Origin of the sequence: Prevotella sp. MGM2 (assembly GCF_002933955.1) — a bacterium.
Taxonomy (GTDB): domain Bacteria; phylum Bacteroidota; class Bacteroidia; order Bacteroidales; family Bacteroidaceae; genus Alloprevotella.
This window is the reverse complement of sequence record NZ_BEWW01000284.1, coordinates 1-18,908: the sequence shown is the minus strand read 5'-3', so window position 1 is coordinate 18,908 and position 18,908 is coordinate 1. Positions and strand designations below refer to the sequence as shown.

Annotated in this window: 13 protein-coding genes; 5 read left to right on the top strand and 8 right to left on the bottom strand. The window is 46.6% G+C overall.

The window, feature by feature from the left end; translation table 11 throughout:
- Positions 1–4: 4 nt before the first annotated feature.
- The 8 genes from nspC to C5S62_RS08445 form a co-directional block, all read right to left on the bottom strand.
- Positions 5–1,153, bottom strand: a complete 1,149-nt coding sequence (gene nspC / locus C5S62_RS08480; RefSeq protein WP_104404949.1) for a carboxynorspermidine decarboxylase — start codon at positions 1,151–1,153, stop codon at positions 5–7.
- Between the two features lie 133 nt (positions 1,154–1,286).
- Positions 1,287–2,327, bottom strand: coding sequence for a UDP-glucose 4-epimerase GalE (gene galE, locus C5S62_RS08475; protein ID WP_104404948.1), 1,041 nt, complete (start codon positions 2,325–2,327; stop codon positions 1,287–1,289).
- Between the two features lie 559 nt (positions 2,328–2,886).
- The gene (locus C5S62_RS08470; protein WP_104404947.1) at positions 2,887–4,263 is read right to left on the bottom strand and encodes a hypothetical protein; all 1,377 of its coding nucleotides are present in this window, start codon (positions 4,261–4,263) and stop codon (positions 2,887–2,889) included.
- Positions 4,264–4,337: 74 nt separating this feature from the next.
- Complete coding sequence (gene ispF, locus C5S62_RS08465) at positions 4,338–4,814, bottom strand: 2-C-methyl-D-erythritol 2,4-cyclodiphosphate synthase (protein ID WP_104404946.1); 477 nt, start codon at positions 4,812–4,814, stop codon at positions 4,338–4,340.
- A 25-nt stretch (positions 4,815–4,839) separates the two neighbouring features.
- A complete protein-coding gene (gene porV, locus C5S62_RS08460; RefSeq protein WP_104404945.1) occupies positions 4,840–6,006 on the bottom strand; it encodes a type IX secretion system outer membrane channel protein PorV in 1,167 nt (388 codons plus the stop codon).
- An 18-nt stretch (positions 6,007–6,024) separates the two neighbouring features.
- Complete coding sequence (gene porU, locus C5S62_RS08455; protein ID WP_104404944.1) at positions 6,025–9,828, bottom strand: type IX secretion system sortase PorU; 3,804 nt, start codon at positions 9,826–9,828, stop codon at positions 6,025–6,027.
- A gap of 50 nt (positions 9,829–9,878) precedes the next feature.
- Positions 9,879–10,499 carry a fumarylacetoacetate hydrolase family protein gene (locus tag C5S62_RS08450; protein ID WP_104404943.1) on the bottom strand — a complete coding sequence of 207 codons (621 nt, stop codon included), beginning with the start codon at positions 10,497–10,499 and terminating at the stop codon, positions 9,879–9,881.
- 112 nt (positions 10,500–10,611) lie between these two features.
- Positions 10,612–11,928: a DUF3078 domain-containing protein gene (locus tag C5S62_RS08445; protein ID WP_172486272.1), complete on the bottom strand. Its 1,317-nt coding sequence runs from the start codon at positions 11,926–11,928 to the stop codon at positions 10,612–10,614.
- An 899-nt stretch (positions 11,929–12,827) separates the two neighbouring features.
- On the opposite strand from C5S62_RS08445, the gene C5S62_RS08440 reads away from it, so the two are divergent.
- The 5 genes from C5S62_RS08440 to C5S62_RS08420 form a co-directional block, all read left to right on the top strand.
- Complete coding sequence (locus tag C5S62_RS08440; protein WP_104404941.1) at positions 12,828–14,855, top strand: transketolase; 2,028 nt, start codon at positions 12,828–12,830, stop codon at positions 14,853–14,855.
- Between the two features lie 40 nt (positions 14,856–14,895).
- On the top strand, positions 14,896–15,333 hold the full coding sequence (gene rpiB / locus C5S62_RS08435) for a ribose 5-phosphate isomerase B (protein ID WP_104404940.1): 438 nt from the start codon (positions 14,896–14,898) through the stop codon (positions 15,331–15,333).
- A 99-nt stretch (positions 15,334–15,432) separates the two neighbouring features.
- Complete coding sequence (locus tag C5S62_RS08430) at positions 15,433–15,705, top strand: HU family DNA-binding protein (RefSeq protein ID WP_104404939.1); 273 nt, start codon at positions 15,433–15,435, stop codon at positions 15,703–15,705.
- 304 nt (positions 15,706–16,009) lie between these two features.
- Complete coding sequence (locus C5S62_RS08425) at positions 16,010–17,593, top strand: Rne/Rng family ribonuclease (protein WP_104404938.1); 1,584 nt, start codon at positions 16,010–16,012, stop codon at positions 17,591–17,593.
- Positions 17,594–17,867: 274 nt separating this feature from the next.
- On the top strand, positions 17,868–18,908 hold a 1,041-nt coding region (locus C5S62_RS08420), incomplete at its 3' end, for an ATP-binding cassette domain-containing protein (RefSeq protein ID WP_133159551.1).

Here is an 18,908-nt window from a genome sequence, read left to right as displayed (position 1 = left end):
AGTATTAATCCATGCGGTTGCGGTAGTCATCATAAGAGAAGTCGCGCAATGTCTCATAAGTCCCGTCCAGCCGCTGCAAGACGAGCGAGGGATGATGTATGCCGTTGAACATATTTGTCTTTACGGTTGTATAATGTATCATGTCTTCAAAAACAACGGTGTCGCCTGCTGCCAGTTTCCTGCCAAAGCGCCAATATCCCATAAAGTCACCGCTCAGACAACTGTTGCCGCCCAACCTGTACACGTCCGCTTCTGTTTCATGTCCACGGGCCTCTTCGCCTCCAAGGGTTTCTGCGCCGCGCACGGCAGGCCGGTAAGGCATTTCAAGGCAGTCGGGCATGTGGCAGGTAAAGCTGACATTAAGAATCGCGGTCTTTATTCCGTGGTTTTCCACGATATCGACAACAGAGGCTACGAGTGGCCCCGTTTGCCAGGCAAAGGCCGAACCGGGTTCCAGAATAATCTGTAAATTCGGGTAGCGTTCATGGAGTCCGTTGAGGGTGTTTATCAGCAAGCCGATATTGTATCCCTGCCGCGTTACCAGATGTCCGCCTCCCAAGTTCAGCCATTTGATTTCTTTCAGCCATCGGCCGAACTTTTTTTCAAGCTGCCTGAGCGTATTGACCAATGCTTCAGCTCCGCTTTCGCAATGGCAATGACAGTGAAAGCCTTCGATTCCTGCGGGCAGACCGTTTTGTAGGCTATCAGCCAATACGCCGAAGCGCGAACCGGGAGCACACGGGTTGTAAAGTTCGGTCTCTATTTCGCTGTATTCGGGATTTATGCGCAGGCCGGCCGATATGCCTCCACGTGCTGTCAGGCGTGAGTGGAAACGCTCATATTGCGAGAGGGAATTGAAAGTTATATGACTGCTGCACCGCATTATCTCATCGAATGTACCGTCTTCATAGGCGGGTGAATAAGTGTGTGCCTTTTGTCCGAACTCCTCGAGTGCCAGACGTGCCTCGTAGGGTGAGGATGCGGTTGTACTCCTGATGTATTCTCTGAAGATGGGGAAAGTTCGCCAAAGGGCAAAGGCCTTGAACGCCAGAATGAACTCAACGTCTGCCCGTCGGGCAATGCCGCTGATCAGTTCCAGGTTACGGCGCAGCAGTTTCTCCTCTAAAATGTAGCAAGGTGTTTTGTATGACACAGGCTTTTCCGGTTTTCTGTTTTTAAACAAAATAATTTAAGAGTTAAAAGCTAACAGGCGGGCAGTTCTTGAACAAAACCGGCTCTTAACTTTTAACCCTTAAACAAATGTTATGATAGTTTTCTGAAAAGGTTTACATGATGCCTTTCTCACGTAAGATCTTCTGCCAGTTCCAGGCGGAGGAAAGTGCTTCTTCAAGTGTGTGGACTGCCTTCCAGCCTAACACTTGGTTGGCTTTGTCAACATTGCCCCACACTTTTTCGATGTCGCCGGGACGGCGGTCCACTACCTTATAGTTGAGTTTCACGCCAGTGCATTGCTCAAACGTGTTGATAAGTTCAAAGACGGAGACGCCACGGCCTGTACCGACGTTGTAAATCTCAACAGGATCGGTGTTTTTGCCTTCTAAAATGCGTGACATGGCAGCTACGTGTGCCTTGGCAAGGTCTACAACGTAAATGAAGTCGCGGATACAAGAGCCGTCGGGAGTGTCGTAGTCGTCGCCAAACACGGAAAGGCATGGGCGAATGCCGATGGCTGTTTGCGTAAGGTAAGGAATGAGGTTGGCGGGCACACCGTTGGGAAGTTCGCCGATGATGCCGGAGGGGTGGGAGCCGATAGGGTTGAAATAACGCAGCAGGATGGCGGAGATAGGAGCACCGCTCTTGACGTAATCCTGAACGATTTCTTCGTTAATCTGCTTGGTGTTGCCGTAAGGGCTTTCGGCCGTTTTGATGGGAGCCTGTTCCGTAACAGGTAGGTTTTCGGGATCTGGCTGGCCGTAAACGGTGCAGCTGGAGGAGAAAATGATGCCTTTTACGTCATACTTCGGCATGAGTTTCAGAAGGTTGATGAGTGAAAGCAAATTGTTTTCATAATACATCAACGGTTTTTCCACGCTTTCGCCCACTGCCTTTGAGGCAGCAAAGTGGATGATGCCGGAAATGCCGGGGTGTTTTTGGAAAACACTTTCCAAAGCCGGAAGGTCGCAGCAGTCCACCTTCTCGAAAGCCGGGCGAATGCCCGAGATTTTCTCAATGCCGTCAACGACATCAGCGTTTGAATTGGAAAGGTTGTCAACAATAACAACTTCGTAGCCTGCTGCCTGCAGTTCTACGGTGGTGTGCGAACCGATAAAACCGGTGCCACCGGTAACCAAAATGGTTTTCTTCATGGGTGTGTAAGTTTTTGTTTGTGACGTACACCGCAAAAGTAACAATTTATTTTAAATTGACAGATTTGCACAACATTTTTTTAAAACCGCTGCCGGTTTTTAGATGTCAGCCATTAACGGGTGTGACTGTTATCTGACAACTTCGGAAATTTTCCGGTGTCAGTTGAGAGATTGTTGACTGATTACAGACAGGTTATGGTCACATGTGATATCCGGGGCATCTCGCATGTGGAAACGGTGTCTGTGTATTTTAACACACTTTGCTTTTGGGGCGAAAATGTTGTATCTTTGTAATAGCGAAGCGGGACTTCCCATTGGGATGTCCCGCTTTTCCAGTGTTTTCAGGCCATATTCCAGCCGTTTCTCGCTCTGTTTTTTATGAAAATTCCACTTATTGCAATTTAAAGTCCAAGGATTCGAGTTGAAATTTCAATACGGACTTTCCTAACTTCAATACTAGGAGTCGGGAAAACATGACTCTCAAATGTAACGGAAAGTTAAAAATGTTAATGTCGAAAGGGCGCCCAACTGAATTTCAGAGGTTAGGGAAATGCTGGATTTAATGAGTTGTACGATTATTATTGCTTACGCTGACTTTTGTTGTGAAGATACGTCGTAAATCGCCATAAGTGGCTATGCTCTCTCCCATGGCTGACAGCGTAGGGCGTAATTTGCCGCGGAAGACGCGCCGCCCGTTGACAATGACGGTTACAGGCTCGTTCATATTTATCAGATGCTCATCGAGGAAGACGGTGAACGCATAGTCGTTCTCAAGAGTTTGTTGCTTGTTCCAGCGCAAAGTCATATTCCACGTAGTATCTTTTTCCGTGGGAATATACTCCACGCGGTTGACCGTTATTTTCACGATGTTGGGGGTGCACATGTCAACGTCATACCGTAGGCGGATGCTGTCGGGTAATTGTCGGTCGGACCGGAGGTTATAGAATCCGGAACGGTGACGGTCGTCCATGGCGAAATCTTCCCACACGAAACGGCGTGGCCAAGGGTTGCGTCGGAATTGCGACAGCCAAGGCGTTGTGGGACGGTAGTCAATGCCATGGCCCATTTCCGGAATCAGTTGCACACGGTGGGCATAGATTCCGCTGCCGCTTTGCGCCAGACTGTCGAGTGTTTCGCCGGTGATCCGGGTGTAACGGTCGCGGCAGAAAGCGTAGTCCTTGGCTCCGGTCAGAAGGCTGAAACCGATATTGCTCAGATTCTCGGCCGGCGCGTTGATGAGCGGTTCACCGCCGGCCATGGGGCCTGCGGCTGCCAGATAGTCAGCATAGTAAGAAGCCAGCCGCTGACTGCCATATCCTCCTTCGGAGATGCCGAAAATGTAGAAGCGGTCGGGATCAAAACCGGGGGTGAGAGTCAACTGTTGCCACAACCAGGTCCATGCCCATTGTTTGGAACGCTGCCACCAGCGGTAGTAAGGAGCTTCATTGGGAATTTGCGGAATGAAATAACGTGAAGGGGCATCGGCAAAGATTTTGGCCCATGACAGGCTTGCTGCCCATTCTTGGGCTTTGGGGCCGGAACCGTGCAGATAGAGATAGGTGGGAACGGAGGTGTTGCCGGTGGCTGCCAAGTCTCCTTTCAGACCGTAATAATAAGGCATGACAGCGGCAGGTTCAAGACTGTCGGGGATAGCTAGTTCTCCGCGGCTGCTGTCGCTCAGAGCGGCGGCAGGAATGAGATGGGGAACAGGCCGGCGTCTCACGGCATTTAGCCATGCTTTCCACATGAAATCGCGCGAGATGCCGATCTTATCCTCTGAAATCTTTTTATTAGCATCTGCCGGCAATGTGACCGGGGTTCCTTTATCTGCCGTCATGGAACGGTAAAAATAGTCGCTCCAGTCTGACTGTGACTGGGCGGCAACTGGCATGAATAAAAAACAAGCCGTGCCAAGGGCTTTGAAAAATCGTTGCATAGGGTTGCTTGTTGTTTGACTTATAATAAATATACGCGCATTCCGCCAGTAGATGGAATGCGCGTATTATTGTTTTACTTTTCTATTAAGGCTACGGCATAGGCTGATATGCCTTCTTGGCGGCCTACGAATCCCAGCTTCTCAGTAGTGGTGGCTTTGATGCTGACATCCTCTGGATCAATGCCCATCAGTGCTGCCATGCAGGCCTGCATGGCAGGAATGTGCGGATTGAGCTTAGGGCGTTCTGCGCAAACCGTGGCATCAATATTGCCCACTCTCCAACCGGCATCGGCCAGTAGGTTGATGGTTTGCCTCAGGAGGATTTTGCTGTCTATGCCTGTCAGTTCTTCTGCGGTGTCGGGGAAATGATAGCCTATGTCGCGCATGGCAGCGGCACCCAGCAAGGCGTCGCAAATGGCATGTATGAGAACATCGGCATCGCTGTGCCCCAACAGTCCCTGAGAATGGGGTATTTCTATTCCGCCTAGCCATAAAGGGCGGCCCTCTGCGAACTGATGGACATCGTAGCCCATTCCTACTCGTATTTTCATTGTGAAATAGTTTATATGTGGAAAATTAACGGCGACGGCCGAAGAAATCCTTAATGCCATCAAAGTCGAACGCCAGCGATACCCGCAGAGTTTGGTCGAGAGGGTTACTGGGCGTCGTGGCTATGACGTAGCCGGCATCAATGGACAACACATTCATGCGGAAACCGGCGCCGACCGTGAAATATTTCCTGTTGCCTTGCATTTCGCTCTCATGATGATAGCCGGCACGCAGGCTGAATTTGTCGTTGTAGGTGTATTCCGCACCGATGCTCCACTGTATTTCCTCCATCTCGCCTTTAAAACCGCGTTCAGAGTCGCCGAAACTCTTGAAAATGCCGGAAATGGAGGACATGTCGTAATAATCATTACGAATACGTTCTTCATATTCTTCGTTGCTTTCGTCAGCACCTTGCAGAGGCTTGGAGGGAACGAGCAGTTTGTTGACGTCTGCAGAAATGGAGAAACGGTTATATTCATTCACAGGAATGGTATAGCTTAGACCTAGACGTAAATTGGTAGGGATAAAATAAGAATAATCTTCGCCATAATTGATTTTTGTACCGATATTACTTATATTCAAACCCCAGGCCAGCTGACACTCCCTGTTGCCCATCATGACATAATTATTGTAATAGCAGGCGAGGTCGGCTGCAAAGGCGGAACCCGGTGTGACGTTATCGTCGTAGTGCCCGCTGAGGTCTGAATACATATAGCGCAAAGCAACGGAGGCTGAAAATTTTTCACTCAGCATCCGCGAATAAGCCACATCGACAGCCAGTTCATAAGGTTTTACTGTCATGTCGCCGGCCGATACATCGCCAAGGGAGAAATAACGCAAGGAACCGCTGACGGCCTGATAATCGCCGATACGGAAATAACCGGCGGCATTAAGGAGGGCTATGTCATTAACCAATTGCCTCAACCAGGGGGTATAGTTGATTGCCAGACCGGCACGGCTGATAGTGAACGGATATTTGGCCGGGTTCCAGCTTTGGGAGTTGACATCGGGATCGGTAGCTGCTCCTATATCACCCAAACCGGCGGCACGCGCATCGGCTGCTATGCTTTGAGAGGTGACAGCTGTCATGACAGGGTTAAACTGATCTTTCAAATCATCGCCGTCATCGGCATGGGCCATGACGAAAAACAATATGAGCGGAGCGCAAATAGCTATGATTCTTTTATGTTCCATTGATCTTTTTCCTTTCTGTTATTTTCTGATGATTATTAATTTCTTTACGCTGCTTTCTGAGGAGACTCCGGTCTCAGAGACTTTGGCCCGATAAAGATAAATGCCTGAAGGCAACGGTGCTCCGTCATTGCCGGAAAGATTCCAGGGGACAACGCAATAACGTCCGCCGGTTAAGACTTCCGTGCTCCATACCTTGCGGCCGTTAATGTCCCATACATCAGTGGTGACGGTATGGTTCCCACCCATTTCTTCTGGGAGGATGGTCACAAAATTTGTTGAGTTATAAGCCGGATTGGATGTGGCATTTATGTCCATACCGTCTGTGCGTTGGTCTCCTACATGAAATGATAACGATGAGGTGCTCACATTATTGTTCACATCCCAAACGCGGAATTTCAGATGATGAGGTCCGGATGTCAGGTTATTCAACGGATAAGAAACCGTACCGCTGCTGTAACTGCCAAAGTCATAGATGAAATGACTGTTAAGTGTAATGGCATCGGCCGTATTGTTGTCTAAAATCAGTTCTATGTTGTGTCCAATACTGTTACCGGTAACATTCAGACCGATATTGTCGCTTACTCTGGCAAAGAATACAGGCGAGGATGAGGTAATGCCTCCATCGGGAAAGTCCGGTGTGTCTAAATATAGGTAGACCTTTGGCGCGATGGTATCGTTTGCTTGGCCGGTTTCTGTACCGTTAAAATAAAATTGCTGGTTTTCGCCGTTTGCTTCAATAGTGTGCCGGTCATTTACGGCATAAAGCGTTATGCGTCCGTTATCCTTCGAGTAGTTGATGTCACGCGGGACTACAAATGAAATGGAAAAAAGTCCGTTATGTACGGAGTCACTGCCTTCGAAGAGTATTTTCGTACGGTCCTGATAGGTCATAACGTTTTCACCTTTTGAATTGTTTTGGCAGATAATGGTTTCCAGACGGTCGGTAAGGGTTGCCGTAACAGTTCCGTTGAATGTTTTATCCTTTTCTCCGGCTTCGGTGTTCACATGGCCGGCAAAGCGGACTTTTTCTCCGGCTTTCATTTGCCATTTACGATTGGGGGCAATTGCTTCGCCATTAATGGAATCTACTGAAATGGTTGTGTGTGGAGCCGCTAGTACAACCGAAGGATCGCCAAGTAAAACATATTTCAACTTGTTCGTTGTGGCATCGCCTCCGGTTTCTACTAAAGCGACTTTTGCACGGCGTAATGCTTCGGAAACACTGTTGTGGCGTCCTTCGCTGTCCTTTTCGAAAAGGTAAGTGCAGTAATAGTTGTTCAATATCTCATTTCGGTCGGCATAGACGGAACGGGTGGCGCACATCACGGCAATGGCTCCGCCTGAAGGATTGGAGAGCGCGTTACGGCCTATATCTTCTTTGTCGGAATCAAAAGGGGATATTTCGCATGAGGCCATTACCCATAAAGGTAAACGCCCTTCTGAAGAAATATTGAAGTCTTCTTTCAATAATATCCGGGCATATGAAATTTGATCAGGGCTGCCATGTCCGGTGTAATTGAGCATCAGTGCTCCTTGAGACATATAGTCCTGTAATAGCTTGCGCACTTCGGGATAAGCATAGCCCGTAGCAGTGTAAGTTCTTTTATAGGCGTCCCAATAAATTTTACGGACGGAGAAACGGTTGGAAGTAGCTTTGTTAAAATAATTGATTGTTGTTTCCGCACTTCTCATGTGAAGCGTATTGTTCAAATCGTCAGCCAGGAAATAAACCCGGTTTTGCCAAGCTCCCGGAGTTTTGTTTTCGACATAGGCGATAGTTTTATCAACTAAGACATTCGCCTCCGATGTTTCTGTGCATGTGAAACGTCCTATGGCAATATCCAGTTTGTTGGTATTGTAGTTAGTCCCTTCATTGTCATCCAGCCATCCGAAAAAATCGTCAGTAACATAACTTCTTAAATTACCTATAGATAAATCGGCGGAAAAAGCCTCACGGGCACCATCACTTACTTCGAAGGCCAAGAGATAGTCGTCCGGATTTTTTTCTTGCCATTCTGCAGAAAGCATGCGGTTGTCCCATGCGCTGTTTCCAAACAGCAGTAAATAGCGGGGAATGTCGTGTGGCGATTTTGCACGGTCGTAGAGCATTTTCAGATAACGCCGGTAAGCAGAGGCATCAGGAGTTCCGGATGAGAATTCATTGTAAAGTTCACTGGTCTGCACAACGTTTACCCGAAGTCCTCTTCCGCGATGAAATTCCGCCAGACGCTTTGCGGGGGCTTTGAGTTTGTTGCTTGCCGGAATAATAATGACCATATCGGCGGCAGGGTCAGCGTGTAAGTTCTGATTGTCCACCTCACCGACAATAGTCGGGGCTGGGTAGTCTTTATTTAAATCTACCACAACAAAACGTTGGGAAGCATCATCGATATCGGCGTGTAATGTCGTGCCGCTTAATTTTGACTCAATGGCAGTCGTAGGTAAATCAGCCGTACCTATCTGCCAAATGGCTGTATTGCCGGTGGCATTAGCTATTTGCAAGGTGGCCGCACCTGACATGTTGGGCGTGAAGGCTATACCATCGTCCGTGGCACTTAAGGCACGCTGATAAGTGACGCGCAGATAATTGAGCCGTGCGGAACTGCCTTGTGAGGTCTGTATGGAAAAAATATTGTTGTCTGTAATGGCCTTGGTCTTGTAATATTGTCGTGCTTCACGGGCTATTTCTTCAGATCCATGGCGTGAGATGTTGAATTGTGCCAGTCGGTTATCGTTCACAGACAGTTCGACTGCTGTGGCTTTCATGGAATTGCTGGCGGCAATGCCTATGGCCACTATGGCGTTTTCTCCCGCAATGGCTCCGGGAGCCTGCAGTTTGTAAGTCTTGGAGTTACCAGTGGAGAAATTGTAAGCATCATACATTTCTCTACCGCCGTTATAAAAACTGGCGGCATCATTGTCATAAACCGTATAAGCTGTGACGGAAGAAATGATGTTGTCGGAAATGGTATTTGGCCGCAGTGTGGAAAAACCGGCCGGATTATTGCCTTCGGTTAGGAAATAATAGGAATATCGGGAGTAAGGCTGGTTCTCATGATACCACTGTTGTCTGGCGGTATTCCATGTCCAGCGCACAGTGCCCTCCGCAAAGAATAGCACGTCTTCCTTGCGGCGGTAAAGGGGAACTTCGTTCAAATCGTCAGGTATGCGGTTGTGGCCATTGAAAGTCCATGCCTCCGGTTGCAGCCGCCCCCCGTATCCATATAGTTTCACACGGGATATATCCTGAAAGCCCATAGCTTTGAGGTCTGTTGACGATAAACGGTAAATCCCTTCAGCGCTTACCCTGATCTTAACCCATCGGCCGGTTGCCATAACGGATTTTTCCGCCCAACGGTTGCCGGGATTGGATGTGGCGGATAAGGCGGTCCTGCCGATAGTATGATTGACCGCCAGCTTGCATGAGATGAGACGATAGTAGGTGCCGCCTTTCCGGATAACAGGGCAAAAGGAAACATCCAGTATGCCTTTTTTGCGGCTGATGCCGTAATCAGCCTGCAAGGTTATGGAGTCTGGGACTTGATGATTTGCCTGCCGGATTATTTTTGTTTCTTCGGAAGAGAGCGGTGCGAATTCCGGATACTCCAGTCTGACAATGTTTTCCAGACTATTGGTGCTTTCTGGCAGAGTTATCTCTATCTGCGTGGTGAAAAGCGGTAATGTTTCTGCGCTCACCGGATATCTTTCTGGCAATAAGTTTGTGAAGTTACTGTCTGTCGGAAGTGTGTTCTCCACGGCACGGAGTTGGATAGGGGAGCAAAGGCAGATAACTGATAGGATATGCAGGAATAAACGGCGCATGTGCTAAGAGGATGAAAGTGGTTGGAATGTTCTGTCGGTGTGTGGCTCTTTCATTTGACGTTAAAGGATAAAACCTGCGTATTGCCGAGGAAAGCGGTCAGACGGGTGTTGACTGTCGCTTTTTCGGGAGAGCACGGAAAACCATAATATAGCAGGTCGCCTTGTCGCAAGGTGTAGAAACGACTGATATCGGCGATAAGTTCTTCCGGAGAGAAGCGAGGTTGTGTCATACCGGATTTTTGTATGGTTTCCCCGTCGCGTTCCAGATGAAAGTCATATCCGGACAGAGCTTTGCTTTCTTCCGTTAAGGTGACAAATCGTCCCAGTGCGGCTGCCCCGTCAAATCCTTTTGCCATTTCCCATGGAAGAGAGTGGCTGACACAGTATTCAAACAAGTTCTGAGCCGTAAACATGACTCCGACGGTAAGGGCATCGTAATACCGGTGGGCAAAACGGGGCGATATGCTGCGTCCCAGCCGGCTGATGCGTAGCACCAATGACATCTGAAAGGTGCATGGCGATGCGAAGTCGGGAATGAAAAACGGTTTTCCGTCCTTTGTGAGAGCTGTGTCGGTGAGCGTGTATATCACCGGCTTTTCTATAATAAACGCGTCGGCATCCGTTTTATTGTATGCCGACGGGTAGTTGTTATGTATAACAAATATATTCATTGGGACTTTGTTGGAATTGGCATGCCGGACACGCTGTTCTAGGCTACGGGCGTTTGGCAGATGCAGCACGTCGGGCAGACTGCTGAGAGGACGTTTCTCTGACTGTCACAGGTTAGAACGATATGTCAAGCCCGACAGATAGATATTCTCTGAATTGGAAGTAAGAATCGCCTTCGGCACGGTTGACACTGTCGTCGAAGCGGGGATAGAGGAACAGTTCGGTGCTCAGGTATTTGTTTATCCTCAGGTTGAATGTGTTTTCCCATTCAAACAGGGCTTTCTTATAGTTGGTGAAATAGTAGATCCTGCTCCGCCACGACACGTTCTTAAACATGTTCCATGTGTAGTTGATTGTGATAGTCGAACCTATCGGGTCGAACTTGGTGTGGCGGTTTTCTTTCAGTCCGAAACTGGTTGCCAGATATTTACGGTCTACATACGTGAATTTGCAGGCTACGGGAGCCATGTTGGCTGTGAGATTGAAGTTCTTGACGTTGAGCTTGTATTCCATACCAATGGACAGGTCGCTGTAAAACGGTGACATGAAATCGGAATACACCCAGTTGTCGTTGGCTTTGAGACCTCTGTAAAATTGGGTCCAGCTCTGCAATGAAATGGTGTAATACCAATGTTTTGTGGCGCGGAGTCCCAACTTGTTTATCAGGCGTATGAGGTCGTCGTTGGCTTTAAATTTGTGTTTCTTGTCACTGGGAGAAGTAATGAATCCGAGTTTCATTTCCAGCGAATTGTTCCATTCTACTTTCTGTTTGTTGTTGTAGTTGGCTTCCACGTAAAACCGCGACCACCAGTTCATGTTGTTCTCGCCGCCCTTGTACCAGTTGTCTGACACGTGGGTTTGAGCTATTTTCAGTCCGAACTGGGTTTTTATTTTCCAAAAGTTGGGCCGGCGTACAACAATGTCCCAGTCATTAGGGAAATAGTCATTGTCATCGTTGGCAGCGGCAGGCGCTTTTTTCGAAAGGTTCACTTCCGGCTTGATGTCCTTGGCTATTTCCTGCACTTTAGCTTCGCCGGTGTTGCGTTCGTCATAGCGTACCACCCATGGCGTTGTAGCATAAACATAGTTCAAGGCGTCATAAACGGTGCTGACCAGAGTGTCGGCGTTTGTGCGGAGGGGAATGTCCGGATTTTTCAAAGCCATGGCCTGTCTTACTGGAGCTGTGAAGAAAGTGGCGGGCGAAAATACCGGGTAATAGTACGGATTGGACAGAGTGTCGCTACCGGTGTAACGCCATGAGGCGAAGCGGTGCGATAAGTTCAGAAGGGAATCGGAATAAAGTTGCGCAATTTTTGCCACACTGTCGTTCAGGGTCTGCTTGGGTATGGAACGCTTTGAGCGCTGTGCCGAAACCTCTGGAAGTGATATGGTTACCATCAGGAGCAGCGTGGCTATGGCTGTCTTTTTCATAAAGTGATTACTTCTTGTTACACAATAGGTTTGGAGTATCGTAGTCCTGATACAGGAAAAACTGTTCCGCAGAATTCGGACAGCTTGCCGGTGTGTCAGACTGTAGTTTTGTCTTAGCTTATGCAAAGATAGTGCAAAAGTAAATGTAAAAGCGTTAATCAAAACTTTTTTTAAGATTTGAGAGCGGTATTCTGTTTGGGCACCTTTAGTCTGATTTGGATTTTCTTGAAAAAATCCGTATCTTTGCATAGCTTCTTGTTATCAGGGGGCAGAGACAGGTGTCGTAGGGGCTCTGCGATGAACGTCTCTTGTATTGTCACATTCTCCCGGACCTTTGAGGGGCGCGGGCTCCGGTGAAAGAGACGGGGAAACTGCCGGAGAAGGACTCCGGATTCACAGTAAAGAATAGTTTTAACCGGCGGGCAACGGATGTGTCGCGACGGTTAAAGATGTATAGCGGATGCTCGCACTACGTATGTGCGGGCATCTTTTTTTTGTGTTCTTTCGGACTGTTTGAATGAGGCTTTTGAGCTTGAAAAACAATACTTTCTATAAAAAATCCCCGTATTGCAATTTGAATTTCCCGTATTGTAATTTTTTCTTCAGTATTGTTGTTGGGTTTAGGTTTCTAGTAGTTTGTACTGTCAATGGTGGCAGAGATTTAGAAAGTTTTTATAGGGTGAATTGTTTAATAATATATAAATAAATATAAAATACAGTTTTTTGTTTGTGAAAAAGTGTCAGATGCTCATGTTACTCAAAGGACGGTGTCATGATTGGAGGTGAAACGCTCAAGAAACGCGTTTCCGCTGCAATTAATATGGTACAATATTTTGCCTGTCAGACATTTCTTTGTATTTTTGCTTCGATTTTCACAAAACCGACTCTTAATAAAAGATATGGAACACCCTTCTCTGCTTATGAATTCTGCAGCAGACAATATTCGCGTTTTGTCCGCAGCGATGGTGGAAAAAGCTAAATCAGGCCATCCCGGCGGTGCCATGGGCGGCGCGGATTTTATCAATGTACTCTATTCTGAATTTCTGGTATTCGATCCCGATCAGCCTACGTGGGAATGTCGCGACCGTTTCTTCCTTGATCCCGGTCACATGTCGCCGATGCTTTATTCGGAACTGGCTCTTATCGGACGCTTTACACTGGATGAGCTGAAACAGTTCCGCCAGTGGGGAGCTCCCACTCCCGGTCATCCCGAAGTGAACTTTGAACGCGGAATAGAGAATACCTCCGGACCGCTCGGCCAGGGACACACCTATGCCGTGGGCGCGGCCATTGCGGCCAAAGCCTTGTATGCACGCACGCAGAATCCCGGGTTTAAACGTGAAAAGATTTATGCCTATATCTCCGATGGCGGCATTCAGGAGGAAATATCGCAGGGCGCCGGCCGAATTGCCGGACATTTGGGGCTTGACAACCTTATTATGTTCTTCGATGCCAATGAGATTCAGTTGTCTACCGAAACCGTTGCCGTTATTTCAGAAGATACGGCAATGAAATACCGGGCTTGGAACTGGAATGTCATTGAAATAGACGGTAACGATTGTGAGCAGATCCGTGCGGCTCTTAAAGCCGCGAATCAGGAAACGGCACGGCCTACCCTCATCATCGGTCACACCATTATGGGAAAAGGAGCCCGTAAGGCCGACAATTCCAGCTATGAGCGCAATTGCTCCACGCATGGGGCACCTCTCGGAGGCGAGGCTTATGTGAATACTGTCAAAAATCTTGGCGCGGACCCTGACAACCCGTTTGTCATCCGTCCGGAAGTGGCTGAAATGTATGCCGGACGCAAGGAGGAACTGCGGGGGATGGTGGCTACTTTAAGAGCCGAAGAGGCTGAGTGGGCCGCAGCTAATCCGCAAAAGGCGGAACAACTGAAAAACTGGTTGGCCGAAAAACTGCCTGAAATCCCTTGGGACAGCATCCAGCAGAAACCCAACTCGCCGACCCGCAATGGCTCTGCAGTTTGTCTGGCCCTTCTTTCAGAGTATGTGCCCAACATGATTGTCAGTTCGGCCGACCTCTGCAATTCTGACAAGACCGACGGCTTTCTTAAGCATACCACAAATATTACCCGCTCTAACTTTGCCGGCGGTTTCCTGCAGGCCGGTGTGTCTGAACTGACCATGGCATGTCTTTGCATTGGTATGACACTCCATGGAGGTATCATTACGGCCATGGGAACATTCTTCGTGTTCTCTGACTATATGAAACCGGCTATTCGTATGGCCGCTCTCATGGAACTTCCTGTGAAGTTCGTCTGGACGCACGATGCTTTCCGCGTAGGCGAGGACGGCCCGACTCATGAACCCGTAGAGCAGGAAGCTCAGATTCGTCTGATGGAAAAACTCAGAAATCACAGCGGGCTTGACAGTGTGCGTGTGTTCCGTCCGTGCGACGTCCATGCCACAACCCAATGCTGGCGTCTGGCTATGGAAAACCGTCAGACCCCCACGGCACTAATCTTCAGCCGTCAGAATGTAAAGGACCTTCCTGCCGCAACGGACTATAAGGGAGTGGAAAAAGGGGCCTATGAAGTTGTGCCGGAGACTGATCCCGATGTCATACTTGTGGCTTCTGGTTCAGAAGTCAGCACCCTTGCCGAGACAGCCGAACTGCTTAAAGCCGATCATATAAAGGCGCGTGTTGTGAGTTGTCCCAGCGAAGGACTCTTCCGCCGGCAACCGGCCGAGTATCAGGAAGCCCTCATTCCGCGTAATGCTAAAGTCTTCGGACTGACTGCAGGCCTGCCTGTAACGTTTGAAGGACTTGTCGGCGGGAATGGTAGAGTTTATGGTCTGAACAGTTTTGGATTCAGTGCTCCTTTCACCGTTCTCGATGAGAAATTGGGCTTCACTCCGGCCAATATCCACAAAGAAGTACTTAAGTATTTGGGAAAAGAGGTATAAGTAGAAAAATAAACTGAAACCTTTTCAAAAGAAAACGAAAATGAAACCAATAGGATTAGCAAGCGACCATGCCGGTTATGCCTTGAAGCAATATGTCAGACAATATCTCGATGAAAAAGGGATAGCCTATGAGGATTACGGTACGTACAACGAAGATAGTTGTGACTATCCCGATTATGCTCATGCACTGGCCTGCGGGATGGAGAACGGTGAGTGTGAACGCGGTATTGCTATTTGCGGGAGTGGCGAAGGCATTTCCATGACACTGAACAAACATCAGTTTATCCGGGCGGCTTTGGTGTGGATGCCCGAAATAGCCCGGCTTACCCGTTTGCACAACGATGCCAATGTGCTCGTAATGCCCGGCCGTTTTATTTCCAATGAAATGGCACGCGAAATAATGGATGCCTTTTTCAATACCTCTTTTGAAGGCGGACGTCATATCGCCAGAATTGAAAAAATTCCGGCAAAGATTTAAAAAGGCGGACGTTCACTTCGTCAAACCAACTGAAAATTATATCTTTGCACCCGATTTCGCAAAAAATGAAAGTTTAACACATAAATAACTATAGCTAAGATGACTAAAGCAGACATCGTTAATTCTATCTCTGACAAGACTGGTATTGATAAAACGACTATTCTGAATACAGTTGAGGCTTTTATGGCTTCTGTTAAGGAATCGCTTGCCAAAGAGGAGAATGTTTATCTCCGCGGCTTTGGTAGTTTTATCCTTAAAAAACGTGCTCAGAAAACAGCGCGTAATATATCTAAGAACACGACAATTATCATTCCGGAACATAACATACCCGCATTTAAGCCGGCAAAGACTTTTATGCAGGAAATCAAATAATCAATTAATTTATTAACCGTTAAAAACATAAAGCTATGCCCAGCGGAAAGAAGAAAAAAAGACATAAGATGTCTACGCACAAGCGTAAAAAAAGACTGAGAAAGAACAGACATAAGAGCAAGTAAGCGCTCCTCTGTCTTCACTAAAGACAAATGTGCCAATACGTAACACGTACACTGGTCTGTGCGATTTGCTTATTGGTACATTTTTTACATCAAAGAAACCTGTCTGTAAGAATACCGGTAATCAGGTTATTGGGATTTTTAAATGATAGGGGGACTAATATTATATTTTGAATGATACAATGACTAGCGAAGTAATTGTAGATGTCCAGCCGAAAGAAATATCCATTGCACTTCTTGAAGATAAAAAATTGGTTGAATTTCAAAAAGAAGGGCGCGCGGAGCATTTTTCGGTAGGTAACATTTATTTGGCCAAAGTCCGGAAACTTATGCCGGGGCTGAATGCGTGCTTCGTGAATGTCGGACATGAACGGGACGCTTTCTTACATTATCTCGATTTAGGGACGCGGTTTCGTTCATTGGAGAAATACCTGGAACTCTTGGGCGACGGAAAGAAAACTGTAACGCCCAATAAAGTAACCGGACTGCCGGTTCTGGAAAAAGACGGTAGCATACAAAACACTTTAAAGGTAGGTCAGGAGCTGTTAGTACAAATAGTCAAAGAGCCGATATCTACTAAAGGGCCTCGCCTGACTTGTGAGTTGTCTTTTGCTGGAAGATTTCTCGTTCTCTCACCGTTTAGTGACAAAATATCCGTTTCTTCAAAAATAAAAAGCGGTGCCGAGCGCACGCGTCTGAAACAACTTATTCATAGCATTAAACCTAAAGGGTTTGGTGTGATTATCAGGACGGTGGCTGAGGGTAAAAGAGTGGCTGAACTGGATTCCGAATTAAGAATACTCCTGAAGCGCTGGGAGGACGCCATTGAAAAAGTGCGTAAGAGCAGACAGAATGCGGAAAAGTTACCGCTTGTTTGTTATGAGGAAACCAGCAGGACAGTCGCACTACTCCGAGATTTATTCAATCCGTCCTATGAGAACATTTATGTTAACGATAAGAATGTTTTCAACGAAATTTATGATTATGTGGGCTTAATTGCTCCCGATAGAAAGCAGATTGTCAAATTTTATAGCGGAAATGTTCCTATTTTTGACAATTTTTCTGTAACCAAACAAATAAAGTCCAGTTTCGGACGGACAATAACCTATAAGCATGGTGCTTATATGATTATTGAGCATACGGAAGCCTTACATGTTGTGGATATAAATAGCGGTAACCGCTCAAAGTCACCGGAAGGGCAGGAAGTGAATGCCTTGGATGTGAACTTGGGAGCGGCGGACGAATTGGCCCGGCAACTCCGGTTACGCGATATGGGAGGCATTATTGTCGTTGATTTCATCGATATGGCTTTGCCTGAAAGCCGGCAGAAACTTTACGAACGCATGGTGGAAAATATGCGGAGCGATAGAGCCAAGCATAATATTCTTCCACTTTCTAAATTCGGACTCATGCAGATAACCCGTCAACGGGTTAGACCTGCCATGGATGTCAGTGTGGAAGAAGCCTGTCCCACTTGTGGAGGTAGCGGCAAGATAAAGTCCAGTCTGCTGTTTACAGATGTGTTGGAAGACAAGATAAATACGCTTGTCAACAAACTAGGTATTAAGAAAATCCGACTTCACGTACACCCATTTGTTGCTGCATATATTAATCAGGGACTTGTAAGTCTCAAGCGCAAATGGCAAGTGAAATATGGTATGGGACTGAAAATTATTCCCAATCAGAAACTTTCATATCTTGAATATGTTTTCTATGACAGTAATGGAGAAGAGATAGACATGAAAGGTACAAATGATTTGAAGTAAAAGGTCACGTGCCTTATTGGTAAAACGGAGATGTGTATTTATTGATGCATCTCCGTTTTTTTAAAAAAAGAGTAATGCTTGATGTATTTTAGGCCTATAGGAGTTTTTTATTACCTTTCTATTGCCAGATTGCAGTATTTTAAATAAATTTGCGGTGTCAGAATTATATAATCTGTAACATGTAATAAAAAAAGAAACCTAAAAGTTTTGTCATTCAGGAGTTGGTATTTTCATTCTTGAATAAGGTTTTTATTTTTAATTATTACAGGTTATAATGAGTTTGCAAGTACAAAATCTTACCTATATTCATCCTGATAAGGAAGTTCTGTTTCATAATATTAGTTTTTCTGTTTCTGCAAATACGAAGTGTGCTGTTACAGGGCATAACGGTAGTGGAAAATCCACACTTTTGCAAATAATAGCTCATCGGTTACAATCAGCATCTGGTGCTGTTATTTGTGAGAGTGAGCCTTATTTTATTCCTCAACTTTTCGGACAGTATGATTCTCTGACGATAGTAGGAGCTTTAGGTTTTTCTGAAACAATCCGAGCATTACATGCTATCTTGGATGGAGATGTTACCGAAAGTAATTTTATATGTCTTGATGATAAGTGGGATATAGAAGAGCAAGCTATGGCTGCTCTCGATAAATGGAATATCGGGAATATTCCATTGAGTGCAGCATTGAATGATTTAAGTGGGGGAGAGAAAACCAAAGTGTTTCTAGCCGGAATTTCGTTGCACGCTCCAAAACTCATTTTAATGGACGAGCCGACCAATCATTTGGATTTGAAGGCAAGGGAAAAGCTTTATGAATACATTCGGCAGTTCGCCGGAACATTGCTTGTTGTCAGTCATGACAGAACTTTGCTTAATTTAATGTCGGCTATATATGAAATGTCGGCAGAAGGTATCCGGTTCTATCCGATGAATTATGATGCATATAAAAGCCAAAAAGAGGCGGAACTTCACTCTAAAATGGAACTATTGGGTAATCGGCAGAAAGAATTGAAGAAAGCCCTAAAAGAGGTACAGAATGCCATGGAACGCCAGCAAAAGCATAATGTACGTGGGGAAAAGTTGAATAAGAAAAAAGGAATTGCCCGTATAGCTATGGGAAACCAACAAGATAGGGCAGAGAAAACAACGTCCAAACTGAATAAAGTCCAGCAAGATAAATTACAGACGATATATTCTCAGATAAGAGACATAAAATCATCTGTCATCAATACTGATGCTATGAAAATTGATTTTTATTCGTCGGATCTCTATGTTGGTAAAAAGGGGTCAAGCCGAAATTCCGGTGCATTTGTT

Bases quoted from the DNA above. Each gene is read 5' to 3' on its own strand.
- rpiB (WP_104404940.1), top strand. From the start codon at position 14,896: ATGAAACCAATAGGATTAGCAAGCGACCATGCCGGTTATGCCTTGAAG.
- porU (WP_104404944.1), bottom strand. From the start codon at position 9,828: ATGCGCCGTTTATTCCTGCATATCCTATCAGTTATCTGCCTTTGCTCC.
- C5S62_RS08425 (WP_104404938.1), top strand. From the start codon at position 16,010: ATGACTAGCGAAGTAATTGTAGATGTCCAGCCGAAAGAAATATCCATT.
- porV (WP_104404945.1), bottom strand. From the start codon at position 6,006: ATGGAACATAAAAGAATCATAGCTATTTGCGCTCCGCTCATATTGTTT.
- C5S62_RS08470 (WP_104404947.1), bottom strand. From the start codon at position 4,263: ATGCAACGATTTTTCAAAGCCCTTGGCACGGCTTGTTTTTTATTCATG.
- galE (WP_104404948.1), bottom strand. From the start codon at position 2,327: ATGAAGAAAACCATTTTGGTTACCGGTGGCACCGGTTTTATCGGTTCG.
- C5S62_RS08440 (WP_104404941.1), top strand. From the start codon at position 12,828: ATGGAACACCCTTCTCTGCTTATGAATTCTGCAGCAGACAATATTCGC.
- C5S62_RS08450 (WP_104404943.1), bottom strand. From the start codon at position 10,499: ATGAATATATTTGTTATACATAACAACTACCCGTCGGCATACAATAAA.
- C5S62_RS08430 (WP_104404939.1), top strand. From the start codon at position 15,433: ATGACTAAAGCAGACATCGTTAATTCTATCTCTGACAAGACTGGTATT.
- ispF (WP_104404946.1), bottom strand. From the start codon at position 4,814: ATGAAAATACGAGTAGGAATGGGCTACGATGTCCATCAGTTCGCAGAG.
- C5S62_RS08445 (WP_172486272.1), bottom strand. From the start codon at position 11,928: ATGAAAAAGACAGCCATAGCCACGCTGCTCCTGATGGTAACCATATCA.